Annotated in this window: 14 protein-coding genes; 5 read left to right on the top strand and 9 right to left on the bottom strand. The window is 56.5% G+C overall.

Annotated features, from left to right (window positions below):
* Positions 1 to 5 precede the first annotated feature (5 nt).
* The 4 genes from EUZ85_RS25775 to EUZ85_RS25760 form a co-directional block, all read right to left on the bottom strand.
* Complete coding sequence (locus EUZ85_RS25775; protein ID WP_164887358.1) at positions 6 to 749, bottom strand: ABC transporter substrate-binding protein; 744 nt, start codon at positions 747 to 749, stop codon at positions 6 to 8.
* Between the two features lie 4 nt (positions 750 to 753).
* Positions 754 to 2,514 (bottom strand): ABC transporter substrate-binding protein, encoded by a 1,761-nt coding sequence (locus tag EUZ85_RS25770; RefSeq protein ID WP_127973013.1) that lies wholly within the window; start codon positions 2,512 to 2,514, stop codon positions 754 to 756.
* Between the two features lie 113 nt (positions 2,515 to 2,627).
* Entirely contained in the window at positions 2,628 to 3,923 is a 1,296-nt protein-coding gene (locus EUZ85_RS25765; RefSeq protein WP_127973012.1) for an NADH:flavin oxidoreductase/NADH oxidase family protein, read from the bottom strand.
* Positions 3,924 to 4,048: 125 nt separating this feature from the next.
* A complete protein-coding gene (locus EUZ85_RS25760; protein ID WP_206617951.1) occupies positions 4,049 to 4,423 on the bottom strand; it encodes a hypothetical protein in 375 nt (124 codons plus the stop codon).
* 206 nt (positions 4,424 to 4,629) lie between these two features.
* On the opposite strand from EUZ85_RS25760, the gene EUZ85_RS25755 reads away from it, so the two are divergent.
* The 4 genes from EUZ85_RS25755 (at position 4,630) to EUZ85_RS25740 (ending at position 8,734) form a co-directional block, all read left to right on the top strand.
* Complete coding sequence (locus EUZ85_RS25755; protein ID WP_127973011.1) at positions 4,630 to 5,700, top strand: extracellular solute-binding protein; 1,071 nt, start codon at positions 4,630 to 4,632, stop codon at positions 5,698 to 5,700.
* Positions 5,701 to 5,869: 169 nt separating this feature from the next.
* Positions 5,870 to 7,000: an ABC transporter ATP-binding protein gene (locus EUZ85_RS25750; protein ID WP_127973010.1), complete on the top strand. Its 1,131-nt coding sequence runs from the start codon at positions 5,870 to 5,872 to the stop codon at positions 6,998 to 7,000.
* Between the two features lie 8 nt (positions 7,001 to 7,008).
* Entirely contained in the window at positions 7,009 to 7,869 is an 861-nt protein-coding gene (locus EUZ85_RS25745) for an ABC transporter permease (protein ID WP_127973009.1), read from the top strand.
* A gap of 10 nt (positions 7,870 to 7,879) precedes the next feature.
* Entirely contained in the window at positions 7,880 to 8,734 is an 855-nt protein-coding gene (locus tag EUZ85_RS25740) for an ABC transporter permease (RefSeq protein ID WP_127973008.1), read from the top strand.
* Between the two features lie 214 nt (positions 8,735 to 8,948).
* Here the strand turns inward: EUZ85_RS25740 and EUZ85_RS25735 are convergent, their stop codons facing one another.
* Positions 8,949 to 9,818, bottom strand: coding sequence for a CHAD domain-containing protein (locus EUZ85_RS25735; protein WP_127973007.1), 870 nt, complete (start codon positions 9,816 to 9,818; stop codon positions 8,949 to 8,951).
* Positions 9,819 to 9,965: 147 nt separating this feature from the next.
* Here EUZ85_RS25735 and EUZ85_RS25730 point away from each other — a divergent pair, with 147 nt between their 5' ends.
* Positions 9,966 to 10,763, top strand: a complete 798-nt coding sequence (locus EUZ85_RS25730) for an ABC transporter substrate-binding protein (protein ID WP_127973006.1) — start codon at positions 9,966 to 9,968, stop codon at positions 10,761 to 10,763.
* Positions 10,764 to 10,782: 19 nt separating this feature from the next.
* Here EUZ85_RS25730 and EUZ85_RS25725 read toward each other — a convergent pair whose 3' ends face one another.
* From EUZ85_RS25725 to EUZ85_RS25710, 4 genes are all read right to left on the bottom strand, one after another.
* Entirely contained in the window at positions 10,783 to 13,110 is a 2,328-nt protein-coding gene (locus EUZ85_RS25725) for a pre-peptidase C-terminal domain-containing protein (RefSeq protein WP_127973005.1), read from the bottom strand.
* Positions 13,111 to 13,346: 236 nt separating this feature from the next.
* Positions 13,347 to 13,841, bottom strand: a complete 495-nt coding sequence (locus EUZ85_RS25720; protein WP_127973004.1) for an NUDIX domain-containing protein — start codon at positions 13,839 to 13,841, stop codon at positions 13,347 to 13,349.
* 33 nt (positions 13,842 to 13,874) lie between these two features.
* Positions 13,875 to 15,440 (bottom strand): SpoVR family protein, encoded by a 1,566-nt coding sequence (locus tag EUZ85_RS25715; protein ID WP_127973003.1) that lies wholly within the window; start codon positions 15,438 to 15,440, stop codon positions 13,875 to 13,877.
* Entirely contained in the window at positions 15,433 to 16,731 is a 1,299-nt protein-coding gene (locus EUZ85_RS25710; RefSeq protein ID WP_206618159.1) for a YeaH/YhbH family protein, read from the bottom strand. Before EUZ85_RS25710 ends, EUZ85_RS25715 begins: the two co-directional genes overlap by 8 nt.
* Between the last annotated feature and the right edge of the window lie 8 nt (positions 16,732 to 16,739).

Raw genomic sequence — 16,739 nt, 5'->3', positions numbered from 1 at the left:
CGGCGTCAGTTGCTCAGCCAGTCCGCGTCCTGGCCCAGGTAGTTGCGATACAACTGCCGAATGGACTGGTCCTGATACATGCTCTTCAGCTCGTTTTGCAGTCGCTCCACCAGGGTGGGCGACGTACTCAGGTTGCAGCCCATCGCCCTTAGTGTGGTAAGGAAGACATGCTCCAGCTTGATAGGAAGACTGCTCTGATTGATGATCACCGCTGCTGAAACGGTGTCGCTGGCCCACAGGTTGACCCGTTTGAGCTGTAACTTGCGGATATTCAGGTCATTGCTCGAAGTGAGATCCACATTGAACCCCAGCTTCTCCAGATACTCGCCTACGCCGCTCCCCAGGTAGCTGCCTATCACCAGAGGCTTGGCGTCGTTGAGCGTGCGGATATTGTAATTGTCCGTCAGATTGGAATAGAAACCGTGCCGGGTGATGAGAATAGGGCTGACCCATTGAAACAAGGCTTCCCGCGCCTGACTGCGCTCGATCGCCAGCACGCAGTTGTTGGGTTCTGACAAGGCGGTGACGTAGGCGCGTTTCGGCGGCAGAAACAGAATGCTGTAGTCCACCTCCGCGCGTTGGAACAACATGTTGAGAATGTCGATAGCCAGACCCGCGGGCCGGTCATGGCGCAGCTCCATAAAAGGCGGTTGCGCATACGCCAGCACTTGAATTTTCTCTCCTTCCGCGAGAGCGGGAGCGGCGTGAAGCAGGACCCAGGTTACGCAAGCGGCCAGCAGTCGCGTCATGGGGCTAATTCCAGACTTTGATTGACTCTTCATAGCTTAACGTCTTTCCAGGAGGATGTTCGTTGCGTTCCGGTTTGGGGGCTCCCGGGGCTTTCAGCCAGAACTCGCGGGAGGACTCTGGATTCAGGCGGGGTGAACAGACGCCGGGCTCTTCCCGTCCCACTGCGTCCAGACCTCGGTCCATCGCACGGGCGAGATCCTGCATGACCTCATCCACCGGGCGGGCTCCTTCCAGGGCCAGAGAAATATATTTCCACCATAAAGGGGACAGCTTGGCGTAATTGGGCACATTGGAGCCGGTCGGCGTCCAGTAGTTGCGGGCGTTGGAGCGATAAAACTCCACTAATCCCCCCAGCATGGGAGCCTTCTCAGACATGACTGACGAGTTGATGTCCGACAGGCGGATGGGCGTCAGTCCCACCAGGGTTTTCTTGAGGGAGACCGTTTTGGATACGGTGAACTGGGCGTAAAGCCAGGCCGCCCGACGACGGTCTGCAGGCGTATTTTTCAGCAGCGTCCAGGAACCCGCGTCCTGATAGCCGGACTTCATGCCTTCCTCCCAGTAAGCGCCGACCGGGGAAGGGGCGATGCGCCATTTGGGCGTGCCGTCGGCGTTGACGATAGGCAGGCCGGGTTGCGTGGCTTGGGCGACGAAAGCGGTGTACCAGAATATCTGCTGCGCAATCTGCCCTGTGCCAACCCAGCCGCCGGCTTCAGTGAATGTCAGGTTAGCCGCCTGAGGCGGCGCGTATTTAAACCAGTCGACGAACTTATGTATGGCGTAATTCGCCGCCGGGCTGTCCAGCGCGCCGCCTCGTTTTACGCTGGCGCCCGCCGGGCGGCAGCCCTCCACCCGGATGCCCCAATCATCTACGGGAACGCCATTGGGAATGCCGCGATCCCCCATGCCCGCCATGGACAGCCAGGCGTCGGAGATGCGCCAGCCCAGAGAGGGATCGGTTTTGCCGTAATCCATGTGTCCCCAGACTGGATGGCCGTCCAACTCTTTGACATGGACGGTGAAGAATTCCGCAATATCCTCGTACGCGGACCAGTTAACCGGCACCCCCAGCTCATAGCCGTACAGACGCTTAAAGCGTTCACGCAGGTCCTTGCGGTTGAACCAGTCATAGCGATACCAGTACAGATTAGCGAATTGCTGGTCGGGAAGCTGATAAACCTTGCCGTCCGGCGCAGTGGTGAAATTGAGGCCGATGAAGTCCTGCAGATCCAGCGTCGGCAGTGTGACGGCGGCCCCGTCCTGCTGGATATAGTCGGAGAGCGCGACCACCGCGCCGCTGCGATAGTGGGCGCCGATCAGGTCGGAATCACTGATGAAAGCGTCGTAAATATTGATCCCGGTTTCGATTTGCGAAAGCAGTTTGCGGACAAGGTCATCTTCCCCTGTGATTTCATGCACGACGCGGATGCCGGTGACGTCTTCGAAGGCTTTGGAGAGAATGTTGGCTTCATACCAGTGCGTGTCGATGGTTTCTGACACCACATAAATGGTCATGCCGCGAAAAGGCGCGGCGGCTTGATGAAACCAGGCCAGTTCCGCAGCTTGCTCTTTCTTGCTGAGAGTGGAAACGGAAAACTCGCCGTCCAACCAATAGGAGACGGTTTCCTCCGAGAGCCTGGGAGCTGTGAGGGCCTCGCCGCACAACGCGAGACAGAGCACTCCAGAGGCGAGAATTTGGGGCGCCACGGATGCGCTGCGACACCGTATGTTGGAAAGCACCGGAATTGAACGCTCGCTTGTCATTGGGGGTTATTATTGTCGCTCTAATACAACAATCTAGCCCAATATGCGGCTTTCATCCATGATCTGGATCGGAAAAGCGATTGAAAGTCGTTAAATTACAGCGGCTAAGCAGGTTACCTTGAGCGACGCAGCGAGTGGCGCATTTCATTCAGCAGGTGACTGCGCAGCGCGCCGACGAGTCCCAGGTTGAGATCCGGTTGACGGCGGTTGGCCAGATGCAGAATCTGCTGATAATACCAGGCCGCCTGAGCTTGATTGTTGAGCGCCCGCACCAGTTTGGACGGACTTTGAGGTCCCCAATAGCCGGCCAGGGCCAGCTCTTTCTCTGTCGGGTGCGTCCGGGCGATGGCGCCGGCGAACAGCTTGCGGGGAAAGTCCGGGTCCGTACAGAAAGGGCGGGCGACGCCGATCATCTGTGTGGCGCCGGCGGCGATGGCGTCATTCATGCCCGGACGGCTGCGGAAGCCGCCTGTGACCATCAGCGGCGTCGTCACCGCTTTGGCGACCGCTTCCGCATATTCCAGGAAAAACGCCTCCCGACGCCATGCTCCGGCGGGGCGCTTGTCGCTTTCCGTCGCCAGAAAAGCTGGGTTTTCGTAGGAGCCGCCCGACAGCTCCAGTAAATCCACGCCGGCCTGTTGCAGCCAGCGCGCGACTTCTACACATTCTTCAATCGCGAAGCCGCCTTGCTGAAAATCAGCGGAGTTCAGCTTTACCGCCACGGGAAAGTCGGCGCCAACCTGCGCTCTGACTTCCGCCACGGTCGCGAGCAGAAAGCGGGCGCGATTCTCCAGCGAGCCCCCCCATTCATCTTTGCGCTGGTTGGTCCGGGGCGATAAGAACTGGCTGCCCAGGTAGCCATGGGCGCTATGTATCTGCACGCCGGTGAAGCCCGCCTCTCGCGCCAGGGCGGCGCTGACGCCGAAGCGCCGGATAATGGCTTTGATCTCGCTGTCCGGCAGGGCGCGGGGCATGGCGAAATTGCCCGCCATACGCAATTGCACGGCGGAAGGCGCGACGGGCTTGCTATTGCTGAATCGGGAGCATTGTCGCCCCGGATGATTGAGCTGCATCCACAGATGAACGTCGCATTCGGTGACTACCTCCGCCCACAGGCGAAAGCGGGAAAGGGCGTCGGCATTCTCCAGCACTACGTTGCCGCTGCGCTCCAGATAGCGGCGATCCACCATGACATTGCCGGTGATCAGCAGTCCGGCTCCGCCTTCCGCCCAGCGTTGGTAAAGCTGGTTAAGCTGCAGCGTCGGGAGATCATCGCCGTCCGCCAGTCCCTCGGTCATCGCTGATTTGGCGATACGGTTGGGAATCACGGCGCCGCAAGGCAATGTCAGCGGCGAAGCAATATTCGCGGCGACGGCGGGCGTGGGCGTTGAAGCAATGGCGAGGGACATGAAGGGCTCCTGACAACCTGATCTGAAATCAAAACGCCGCTCGGGTTATGCTGAGATGCGTCGGCGGCATGGAGTTTATAACCGCAAATGCGTTCAGGCGCCAGTATCTGGCGGCGCGGTGGAGTTTATCCTGCGTCGTTGTTGCCGGCGCCTTCCGGCGTCTCGTTGCTGTTGACCGGGCGTCGGTTGGAGCGTTTGTCGTCCCAGCTAAGGTTTTTCGGATCATACCAGCCGATGCTGTGCAGCACGGCCTGACGGGTATGTTCGGAAAGGGTGTCCCAAAGCGCCTGGAAGTTTTCCAGGCCGCGTTCGCGGCGAACGGCGACTTTGCTGTTTAATTCGGAAGTGATGGTGGGAAGACGCAGCGCGTCGCCCAATTGCCCGGGCCTGACGATCACCTGGCCCCACACTTTTTTCTTGTGGGTGCGCGCAGCCAGCACCTGTTTGAGTGCATCGGCGGCGAGGCGGGCGCTGATAATATCGAAGTCTTCGCTGAGCATAACAATCGTGTTGGCGATCAATAAAAGATCGCAGTATCACAAAACGTATAATTTTAGCACGCTTCCTCAGGGATTGCGTCAGTGGGTGAGCATCTATAAATTGTCATATTTCAGTCATATGACACTGTTAGGTTGACGTGGTTTGCTGACCTGAATCGGCGACGGGGTCTTTTGTACCGCGCTTTACTGGGAAATAAGGAAAGATCATGAAGAAAGTATTTAAGAGAGCATCCCTGACGTTATTAATCGGCGCTTTGGCAAGTAGTGTCGCCAATGCTGAAACTTTACGATTGCTGACCTGGGGCGGTTATGCTCCGGATGAAGTGGTGGCGCAGTTCGAGAAGGAAACCGGCATCGACGTGGAAGTCACCAAATCCAACAATGAAGATATGATCTCCAAACTGCGCGCCACCGGCGGCTCCGGATTCGATCTGGCGCAGCCGAGCCAGGATCGCGTCACCAGCGCCCAGGCGGACTTCAACATCTACAAACCCATCGACCTGTCTAAAATCGACGCTGACAAATTCATTCCCTCCATGCTGGAAGCGACCCGCAAGAACACGCAGCTGGACGGCAAAGTATACGGCGTTCCTCACGTGTGGGGCACCAGCGGCCTGATCGTCAACCGTAAAAGCGCGCCTGCCGTGGCGGACTACACCGACCTGTGCGCCGCCGGCCTGAACGGCGACGTGTCTTACCGCTTGAAGCGTCCGACGCTGATCGGATTCGCCTTCGCAATGGGCGAGGACCCGTTCTCCGCCTACAACGACAAAAACAAATACCAGGCCATTCTGAATAAAGTCGAAGAAAAGCTGATTTCCTGTAAAGGCGCGGTGAAAACCTACTGGAGCGGCGGCGACGACCTGCTCAACCTGATTCGCTCCGGCGAAGTCAAAGCGGCTATGGCCTGGGATTCCGGCGGCTGGAAGCTGAACAGCGAATTGCCGGACGTCACTTTCGTGGCGCCGAAATCCGGAGCGCTGGGCTGGATCGACACCTTCGCGCTGCCGCGTAAAACCAAAGCGGAAGAGGCTGCTTATAAGTGGATCAACTTCGTAATGCGTCCGGACATCGCCGCGAAAATCACTGAATCCGCAGGTAACTTCACTGCGTCCAAAGGCAGCGACGAGTATGTCAACGCCACCCTCAAAAAGCAGTTCCAGGAAAGCTTCTCCGCGCAAGCCGTGGATAACATCAAATGGTATCCGCCGGTTCCTCCCGGGTTGGAAGAGATGGAAGGCAAGGTTCTGGATCGGGTGAAAGCCGCCAGACTGTAACGCCCGTTACTCTGTCGTCATAACGAAACTCCCGCCACGATGCATTTGTATCGTGGCGGGCTGCTTTTTTTCTGGCGAGGTCGACAAAGGCAAGCCCGGTTGATGATATGGTCGTTGGGCGCGTCCGCTGTCGCCATGCGCCGACCAACTTCAGTGTGTAAGTATGCCTATGTCCGATCCAGTCACTACTTCCTTCGACCTTGAGTGTCGTAACGTCCGCAAAAATTTCGCCGCCTTTACGGCAGTGAACGACGTCTCCTTCCAAATACCTCAAGGCAGTTTTTTTTCCATCCTTGGTCCGTCCGGGTGCGGCAAGACTACTTTGCTGCGCATGCTGGCGGGATTTCAGCAACCCGACGCGGGGGATATTCTCATCAAGGGACGCTCGGTGTTGGATACGCCGCCGAACAAGCGACCGGTGAATATGGTGTTTCAGCACTTGGCGCTGTTCCCCAACATGACGGTGGCGGAAAACGTGGCCTATGGTTTACGCCGTAGAAAAGCGCCGCGCCATGAGATTGAGACGGCGGTGAAGGATATGTTGGCGCGGGTGGGATTGCCGGATTCCGGCGGCAAGCGCATTGACCAGCTGTCCGGCGGTCAAAAACAGCGTATCGCCATTGCTCGCTGTCTGGTGCTGAAACCAGATGTTTTGCTGCTGGATGAACCACTGGGCGCGCTCGACCTGAAGTTGCGCGAACAGATGAAAGTAGAGCTGAAGCATTTACAGGAAAAGTTCGGCACCACCTTTGTCTATATCACCCACGACCAATCCGAAGCATTGGTGATGTCCGACCATATTGCAGTAATGAACAAAGGGCGTTTTGAGCAAGTCGGTACGCCGCAGGAACTGTATTACCAGCCTGATACGGCCTTTGTCGCCAGCTTTGTCGGCGACAGCAACTGCTGGCGCGGAACCTTGGTCAGCCGTGACTCAGATGGCGCGGCGATTCGCACGGCGAGCGGGCTGCAGTTTCGTGTGGAGGGCGCGCTGGAAAATCTGCAGCAGGGACAGGAGGCGCAAGTCTACTTACGGCCTGAGGCGGTGAAAATTGAGTTGACGGCAACGTCGTCGCATAGTGATGCAGGCGCCGGGCGTGGAGGCGAAAACTGCTTCAGCGGCGTGGTGGACGCGGTGTTGTTCGACGGCGCCCGCAGTCAGGTGCAGGTGAGTCTGGACCACAGCAGCGAGTCGATTTCCGTAGCGCTGCCGCAAACGCCAATGTTCCACACTATTGGCAAAGGCCAGCGGGTGCAGCTGGCCTGGGCGGCTGGCCAATGTAGCTGCTTTCCAGTGTAGGGGGCGTCATGAAACCCCAACACTTTAAATTCGGACTGGCGTTGCTGCTGACGCCGATACTATTGTGGCTGACGCTGCTGATTGCGCTACCTCATGTGGACATGGCGATGATCTCTCTACGCGAGCGCGTGTCCGCCGGGACCTATGCGTTCAGCTGGAGCAATTACACCGCCTTTTTTACGGAGCCGCTGTATTGGCGTACTTTCATGCGTACGGCGGTGATGTCGATCATGGCGACCGCTTTGACGCTGCTGATTGCATTTCCGATTTCCTTTTATATCGCCAAGGTGGCGCGAGGCAGGCTGCGGCCGCTGCTGTTTCTGTTGTGTCTGGTGCCGTTCTGGGTTAGCGAACTGGTGCGAACCTACGGTTGGATGATCCTGTTGCGGGAAACCGGCGTGCTCAGCTCCCTGTTGCAATGGCTGGGTTGGGTGGATGGCCCGGTGGAGATGCTGTATCAGGACGCCACCATTATGGTGGGGCTGGTGTATACCTCCATGTTGTTTATGGTGGTGCCGCTGGTGTCCACTCTGGACAGCCTCGACGACAGCCTGATCGAGGCCGCCTACGACCTGGGCGCCAGTCACTGGCGGGTCATGCGCGACGTGGTGATTCCCCATGCGGGGCCGGGGATCGTCAGCGGCTGCATCGTGGTGTTCATGCTCACTCTGGGCAATTACCTGACGCCGACTCTACTGGGCGGTAAAGACAGCCTTTGGTTCACCGAACAGATCTACACCCAGTTCATTACCCGGTTTAACTGGGAGCAGGGTTCCGCTTTCGGAATATTGCTGCTGATCCTGTCTTCGTTGATTGTCTGGATTGGATTGCGTCTGTCGCGCCAGTCCTTCACCAAAGTGATGAGCTAAGGAGCCTTTTATGCTGGCCTCAATTCCGTCCAGCCGCTATTTTCGCGGCGCTTATCACGCCTATGTGGCGGCGTTTTTTGTTTATCTGGCTGCGCCGCTGACGGTGGTGGCGGTGTTTGCGTTCAATGATTCCCTGTTTCCGGCGATGCCCTGGAAAGGCGCCACGATGGGCTGGTTTCTGGGAGAAAAATCGCCCCAGCTCGGCATCTTTCACGACACTGAACTGCTGGAAAGCATCCTGGTAAGTTTGCAGGTGGCGGTGTGCACCACTGTCGTCAGCCTGGCGCTGGCCACCTGTAACGCATTCCTGTTCGAACGACATGACTTTCCCGGTAAAAATCTGCTGTATGTGTTGATGCTGACCCCGCTGGTGATTCCCGGAGTGATTCTGGGGGTGTCGGTGCTGGTGTTCAGCAGCAGCATCGCCAACTGGGTGGAGGAAACCTTTTCCTATGACCTGGAAGCGCTTCGTCCGGGGCTGGTTCTGGTGGTGATCGGGCAGTTTGCGTTCATCACGACAATAGCCACCCTGGTGATCTCCGCGCGCTTGCGCAAGTTCGACGTCAGTCTGGAAGAGGCGGCGTTGAATCTGGGAGCGTCCCATTTTGACGTACTGCGCACCATTACGCTGCCATTCCTGAAACCAGCGCTGGTCGGCGCCGGCATCGTCAGTTTTCTGATGTCCTTCGAAAACTTCAACACCACGTTGATGCTGGTGGGATCGGATGCGCCATTGACCATCGCCATGTTTGATCGCCTGCGAGAAGGTTCAACACCTGTGCTGAACGCCGTGTCTCTGTTGTTGATGGCGGGCTCCGGCGGACTGGCGGCGTTGTCGATCTTCGTGCGTCGTAAGGAAGAGTGAGCAAGGGGCGAGTGTTGCCCCTGGACGTGTTAGTTTTAGGCATAAAAAAAGGCTGCAAAGGCAGCCTGAATGTCGCTCTAAAACTTGGTGATCGCTGTTTAAGGAAGCCGAATGTTTTACAGAGCCTTCTTATCAGCGGCCGAACCGCGTGGAAATCCCTTCCGGCCACTGTTGGAATTAGTGTAGGCGGTGATCGTTGCAGGGATGTGACAGCTCAGGAAATCCGCTTGTGTATCAAGCCTTTGAATTTTTCATCAGTATCGGTGAAACGACGGGCGGCCTGTTGGTCCGCCTTTTCCCATAACGCTTGCTGTGCGGCGCATAATTCCAGACGTATCTGTTCACGCCCGCTGATGTCTGTATCCGCTACGGCGTGCTCCAACAGATTCAGATCGTTAGCGTCTCCCAGTCCTTCGGTGACTTTCTTCAGACCGTTGTGAAGGCGGCGTAGCGATTTGTTCCATACTGGCTTGATCACGCGTAGCGCGTACATCAGATCTTTCAGGCGTTTGCGCAGCTCATGGCGGTCTTCGGCGTCGATGCCGCCCTGCACGCGCTGGAACTCGTTTTGACCGCGTTTGTACAGACGCGCCAGGCGTGCGCTGAGCCATTCGGCGTCAATGTCGGTGGACCAGGGGCGTTGTTGCAGCAGATCCTTATGCTTCAAAAGCTCGCAGTTGGTTTCTTGCAGCAGCTTCTGGGTTCTCTCTCGATCGGGCGCTGGAACCCGCTCTGCTTCGGCCTGAATGCGCGCGCTGATTTTGTCGATATCCGGATGCGGGGTAAGAGATGCTGTGAATTTGTTCCAGGTATTGAGCATGACGAAGCGATCGCGGTAGGGGGCGAGGGCATGGGCGGCGGTTCTCAGGGTTTGCCGCAGCTCATCGTGGGCTTCGTGACAGGCTGGCTTGAGCAGTCGCAACAGCGCGCGCAGCTCCTTGATCAGCTTGCGGGCGTTGTGCACCGCGGAATCAAAGTCGAAACGGGTTCTGATCAGTTCCAGGGCCAGATCGTTGATCAGGCTCTCCAGATAGCGCTGCAGTTCCTGCTCCAGCGGCTTGTCGAAACGCGTTTGATAACGCATAAGAGTTTGATTTCCCGGGTTAAACAAATAGTTCCTTTAAGGCGCCCCCTGAGCAACGATAGCACCCCGCGTGGCGGGCTGTCTGCATGAGACTATACTTAAGGTATTTCTTCTCAGACCCTGAGACCGACCAAGGGAGCCGGCTAAATGTCGTTGTATTTGACAAGGGCGCGCCAAGCTTTCGGATGCGCCTTGTGCCTGATTCTGCTCAGCGGCTGGGCCGAGGCGGTGGAATATACCCTGGTGACGGGAAAGGACTCTTATCCCCCTTTCAGTGGGGAAGACCTGCCTAATGGCGGGTTGGTGACGGAGATTATTCAAGCCGTTCTGGAGCGCAGCGGCGCAGGCGTGAAAATAGAGTACCTGCCCTGGAACCGAGGGTTCCGTCTGGCGGAAGCAGGCGACGTGCTGGGCACATTCCCCTATGTCAAAGACCGCGACCGCGTGGACGCCTTTTACTTTTCTTCCCCTTTGTATGTGACGGTGGAGCTGTTCTTCGTTCGTCGCGACGAGGAAATCAAATATACGAGCGATGAGGACCTTGCTGGTCTGGTGCTTTGCCGTCCTTTGGGTTATAGCCTGGAGAGCGTACAACCGTTGCTGGATAAGGACGTCGTCAGACTCTGGACTCCCAATGATCTGGAAACCTGCTTCCAATTGCTGGAAAGCAAGCGGGTGCATCTGGTGCCAATCGGCGTGAGAGTGGGGCGTTCCACCATTGAGCGCCTGTTTGGAGACCCGGAGCATTTTCGGGTGTTGTCCAAGCCTTTGCAGGTCAACGGGCTGCATCTCATCATTTCCCGTCGCCGTCCTGATGCGGAGAGTATTATGACGAACTTCAACAAAAACCTGTCGGAGATGTGGAAGGAAGGAGCGATCAGGAGAATTTATGACAGGCACCATACTCAGATGCCGACGGATGAGCTGTTAAAAGCGGCGCCTTAGGCGCCGCGTGTCAGAAGGGTTAGCGACAGTCCGCGCAGAGCAACACGCCTTTCTGTCCTGGGGAGGGCAATTCAATTTCGCTGTCAGAAGAACTCATGGATAAGTATCCGCCTCTGGCGTTGGAAATACCTTTCGGCCAGGAGTAGGTCAGGTCGACGTTGCAAGCGCCGCCTGGAGGCAGCTGCATGGCGTACTGGCCGTTACTGGCGTTGCTGAGGCAAGTCGACGACAGGCCGTAAGTCCCCCAGCTTCTTTTAGCGATAATCTCATCCACATAGCTCAGTTGCAGCGCCAGGTTGGCGCTCTTGCCGCCCTGATTGGCGAACGTCAGCGTGCGGTGGCATTTCATCCCGGGATTGCACCCGTCCAGCATGACTTCACCTACGCCAGCGCTGTTTACGTCCAATCCATCAACCGTCACTTTCGAGCTAAGAGTCGGTTTAAATTCAGGGCTGAACATCGCCAGATTGCTGGCGCGATCCCGGGTTCTGATGCGGACTTTGTAGGTCACATCCGGCTTCCAGGTCCAGGTCGCGGCGAACTCCAGCGAGTTGGCTCCACTCTTCTGAGCGTAGTTGGGCGTAAGATTGGTGACCAGAGTATTACCCTGGTATAAATCCAGGCTCACGTGACTGCTCTCGCCAGTCCAGCGCCAGATGACGCTCAGCTTTTCCCCGGAAGAGACGGGAGGGGCGATCAGCATTTCCGGCTTTTTCAGCTCAAAAGCAGGGCTCAGGCTCTTTTTACCCGAGTTCAGATTGTCGCTGACGCGGATTTTGTACTCGCCCTCCTGGTTGTAGGTCGCGTTCCAGACCAGGGTGTTGACGCCGTTGTTAAGCCCGCCACTGGAGGTGATCGTCTTGATTTTGGCTTCATTACTGGCTTTGACCAGATCTACGGTAGCGTAGCTGCCCGCGTCAAAGCACTCGGCGCGCCAGCTGATTGGCAGCTTTTGTCCAACGAAAGCCGGATTCGCCGCACTGACGTCACTGATGCTGGTGGGGCAGGGCGGTTCTCTGTCCCAGATGGCGGTAATGTCATAGGCGACGCCATTAAGAACTTCCAACTGACCGGAATATTCCGAGTTAGTGGGACGATCCGCCGTGACAGACGTGGCGTTTTCAACGCTGACGTACCACTCCCCGTAAGTCAGATTGTCGATCTGCAGCGTCTTGTAGTTCCCTGCGTCAGTGAGCGCCACATCGGCGTTATTGGCGAAGGCGGGCTCGCCTTTTTTCAGATACAGGTTAAAGTCGTAGCCATACTCGCCGTTCAGCTCAATGGTCAGGTACTTCTTACGCGGATCTTCAACGTTGATCTTGAAGTGGTGATACTGCTTGTCGCCGATCTTGATATGGCTGGCGTCGTAGTACCCGGTGTTCTCATCCATATAGCGGGTGCGACCGTTTTCCAGATCGCCTTTGATGCGCACTTGGGGCGTATAGCTCCCGTCCAGACTGCCTTTGATCGCCAGCGCATACATGGCTTTCGTCAATTCCTCGGCTTTTTCTTCATGACTTAGCTCAGGATGTCGGCCGCTAAGCACCAAGGTTCCACTATGAGGATTGCTTGGGTCATGCCAGCTCCAGACTGCTGGATATCGGTCGGTCCGCCCCAGGATTTCTACGCCTTCAGGATACTGGTTGGACTGTGATTTATATATGTAACCACCGCCTTTGCTCATAACATACGGAACCTCCCTAAATCCGAGAACATCGGTAAGGCTGCTCGTCAGGTATACCGTCTCCGAGGAGTCAGGCAAAGGCAAGGTTTGACCAGGATATAAGCGCAGTCCGTGTACGGAAGAGCCCGCCATACTGGCGCCGGCGCAAAAGCCGACATACCCGCCGCCGTTTTTCACAAAGTCCCGGATATTCTGGGCGCCGCTACGTTGAGCGGGATTCCAGATTTCGTTGAGTATGCCCATGTGCACGCTACCGCCGCTCGGTGTTGTTGAGGTGCGCAAGAACGAGGCCGCGCCGATATTCAACATACGATAACGGGGCGCGCCATCGGGATATAGAAGACGACCATTAAGATCGATATCTGAGCCGATGAACTTTTCGATGAAGGCTTGTCGGTCTTCCTCGTCCACTTCACCGGTCAAAATGTCGTAGGCGTCATAGCTTAGCGTCTCATAGGACAAACCCAGGGACTCGAAGTGTCTGATGGGTGAAGCGGTTATACCAGGTCCACCGTCGATCAGGACGTCTTTATAGAAGCCTTCTCCCGCTGGAATAGAGAAGTCGGTCAGCTGGTCTGCGCTAGCCTGACCGACAAGGAGCATGGATGAAACAAGTATTTTCAGCGGTAGTCCCACCGCGTTTTTATAAGAGCGTGCTTGCATAATGATTCCCTAAATTAAGCAATGAAGATATCAATCGTCGATGTCTCAGCCGGTCGCCGCCAGCTAGTGAGGGATCTCTCGATTGGGTTTCAGCGCTTCCAATGATAGGGAGGGCGAGAACGGCGGGATTGTAAAAATATGACGTTAGTGACTGGTCAGTGATACATAGCGCACAAAAGGCGGGCTTAAGGCCCGCCGATACCGAGTTTTCAAAAGAGTGATGAGAAAGAGGGTGGTTAGAGCGCCAGCAATCCCTGCTTGCTCAACCAGTCGCGCACCGCGAGACCGGCGCCGAAATTCCAGGGTTTGAGTTTTTCCGGCGGTATACGCTTGTACTCGGCGAGTTCGTCGCCCAGTTGGATTTCTCCGTTGCAGCGCACATGGAACGCCAGGATCAGTTGGTTTTGCTCATGGAACGCGTAATAGCCGATAAAGCTGGCGCTTTCTCCGGTCAACCCAAGTTCTTCGGAGACTTCGCGCAGGGCGCAGCGTTCAGGCGACTCCCCGGACTCCAGAAAGCCGGTTTGGATGGACAGCATGCCTTGCGGCCAGGTTTTATTACGGGCGAGGATGATGTCGCCATCATGCTCCACCAGCATCGCCACGACTGGCGTCGGGTTGTCCCAGTGAACAAAGTCGCAGCCATCGGAAGCGCAGCAACGCCGCGCTTTGCCGTCTATTTGGCGAGTGGTGAGGTTGTCCCCGCACAGAGGGCAGAAATGGAAGTTCATGGCCGCCGGCTCCATCCAGGTCCGTCGGCGGCGTCAGTCATGAGAGTCGTCCTCGTCATCTTCGCCATGTTGCGGACAACTGAAGCTGCGCAGCGTGACATCGCCGTCTACGGAGTTCAGGTGGATGTCGAAGCCCCACAGACGGTGAACATGACGCAGCACTTCATATACGTCTTTTTCGTACAGAGGGACGCGATCAAAGGGCGTATGCCGCAAGGTTAATGAGCGGTCGCCGCGTACGTCCACGTCCCACACCTGAATATTCGGGTCGCGATAACTCAGGTTGTACTGCCGCGCCAACTGTTCGCGTACGGCGCGATAGCCGTTGTCGTCATGAATGGCGGTGACGTGGTACTCGCTGTCCATCTCGTCATCCAGAATATTGAAGAACTTGAAGTCACGAATCACTTTCGGCGACAGGAATTGCAGGATGAAGCTCTCATCCTTGAAGTTGCGCATCGCGAAGTGCAGCGTCTCCAGCCAGTCTGAACCGGCGATGTCCGGGAACCAGGCTTTGTCTTCTTCCGTGGGCTCCTGGCATATCCGTTTGATGTCCTGGAACATGGCGAAGCCCAGCGCATAAGGGTTGAGGCCGCTATACCAGGGGCTGTCGAAGGGCGGCTGATACACCACGGACGTGTGGCTTTGCAGGAATTCCAGCATGAAGCCGTCGGTCACCAGTCCTTTGTCGTACAGCGTGTTAAGCAGGGTGTAGTGCCAGAAGGTGGCCCACCCCTCGTTCATAACCTGAGTTTGGCGTTGTGGATAGAAATACTGTGCGATCTTGCGCACGATGCGCACGATCTCCCGTTGCCAGGGCTCCAGCAGCGGAGCGTTTTTCTCAATGAAATAAAGGATGTTTTCCTGAGGCTCCGACGGAAAACGGCGTTTCTTTTGGGCTTCTTTTTCTCCTTGTTTGGAAGGGATGGTGCGCCACAGGTCGTTGACCTGTTTCTGCATGTACTCTTCCCGGTCCCGTTGTCGACGCTCCTCTTCCGCAGCGGAAATGGGCGCCGGGCGTTTATAGCGGTCCACCCCATGGTTCATGATGGCGTGGCAGGAATCGAGAATCTGCTCTACCGCTTCGACGCCGTGACGCTGCTCGCACTGGGCGATGTAGTTTTTGGCGAAAATCAGGTAATCGATGATCGCGCTGGCGTCGGTCCAGGTGCGGAACAGGTAATTACCCTTGAAAAAGGAGTTATGCCCATAACAGGCGTGTGCGATAACCAGCGCCTGCATCATCACGGTGTTTTCCTCCATGAGATAAGCGATGCAGGGATTGGAGTTGATGACAATCTCATAGGCCAGACCCATCTGGCCCCGTTTGTAGAGTTTCTCTGTTTGCAGGAACTGCTTGCCGAACGACCAGTGGTGATATCCCACCGGCATGCCCACGGAAGAGTAAGCGTCCATCATCTGTTCAGCGCTGATAATCTCCACTTGGTTGGGGTAGGTGTCTAACCCGTACTCTTCCGCGCATTTGCGAATTTCTTCGTCATAACGGTTGATCAGCTCAAAGGTCCACTCGGAACCTTCGGATATAGGCCTGCGACCCGCAGGCGGAGTAGCTTCGGTATGTTCAATCGCTTCAGGCATAGTCCACCTGCTTTTGGAACAGCTTGCGGAATACCGGGTAAATATCGCCTACATCCATGATTTGCTGCATGGAGAAGCGTTCCCGGAAGGCTTCGGTGAGCTTTTCATACTCATGCCAGAGCATCTGATGCTCGTGGGGCGTTATTTCGATGTAAGAGTAATATTGCACGTAGGGAAGGATGGACTCCGCCAGCAGCTTGCTGCAGCGGGGTGAGTCGTCGTTCCAGTTGTCGCCGTCGGAGGCTTGCGCGGCGTAGATATTCCAGTCGTCAGTGGGATAGCGCGCCTCCATGATCTCCCGCATCATCTGCAATGCGCTGGAGACAATGGTGCCGCCGGTTTCCCGTGAATAGAAAAATTCTTCTTCGTCCACTTCTTTGGCGCTGGTGTGGTGACGGATAAACACCACTTCGATCTTCTCGTAATTGCGCTTCAGGAACAGGTACAACAGGATGAAAAAGCGCTTGGCGATATCCTTGTGGGTCTGGCTCATGGAGCCGGACACATCCATCAGGCAGAACATCACCGCCGCAGTGGCGGGCTGTGGCTGTTTGACGTGCTGGTTATAGCGAATATCGATCTCATCAATGAAAGGAATCCGCTGTACGCGGCCTTTCAGGCGTTTGATCTCTTCTTCCAGCGCGCGGATCTGGTCTTCTTTGCTGAATACGGGGTCCGGGGTTTCCGGCGTGCGTTTCAGCGCTTCCAGTTGCTCCTCCATGTCGGAAATTTTCTTGCGGGTGTTGCCGGACAGGGCCAGACGGCGGGCGTAAGCGCCGCGCATACTGCGAATGACGTTGATTTTGGCCGGCGTGCCGTGAGTGGTGTAACCGGCGCGGACGAATTTGTAGTTGGAGGTGTCTTTCAGTTGCTTCTGCACCAGATTGGGCAGGGCCAGATCCTCAAACATGAAGTCCAGAAATTCTTCCTGGGAGATCTGAAAAACAAAGTCGTCGATGCCTTCGCCCTGGTTGCTGGCTTTGCCCTGGCCGGAGCCGCCGCCACCGCCGCCTCCTGGCGGCCGTGGGATGCTGTCTCCGGTGACGAACTCTTTATTACCGGGATGGGTGACGGAACGCCGGCCACCCTTACCGTGTCGGAACGTCGGCTCGCCGATATCCTTGCTGGGGATCGAAATGCTTTCCCCGCGGTCAATGTCGGTGATGGACCTTTTGTTGACCGCATCCGCCACCGCTTTCTTGATGTGTTCGCGATAGCGGCGCAGGAAACGCTGTCTATTGATAGCGCTCTTGTTCTTGCCATTGAGTCGACGGTCGATGATGTGGGTCATACCCATAA

Source organism: Hahella sp. KA22 (assembly GCF_004135205.1).
Classification (GTDB): domain Bacteria; phylum Pseudomonadota; class Gammaproteobacteria; order Pseudomonadales; family Oleiphilaceae; genus Hahella.
The sequence above is the reverse complement of the archived record's forward strand: the minus strand, read 5'-3'. Positions and strand labels throughout refer to the sequence as shown.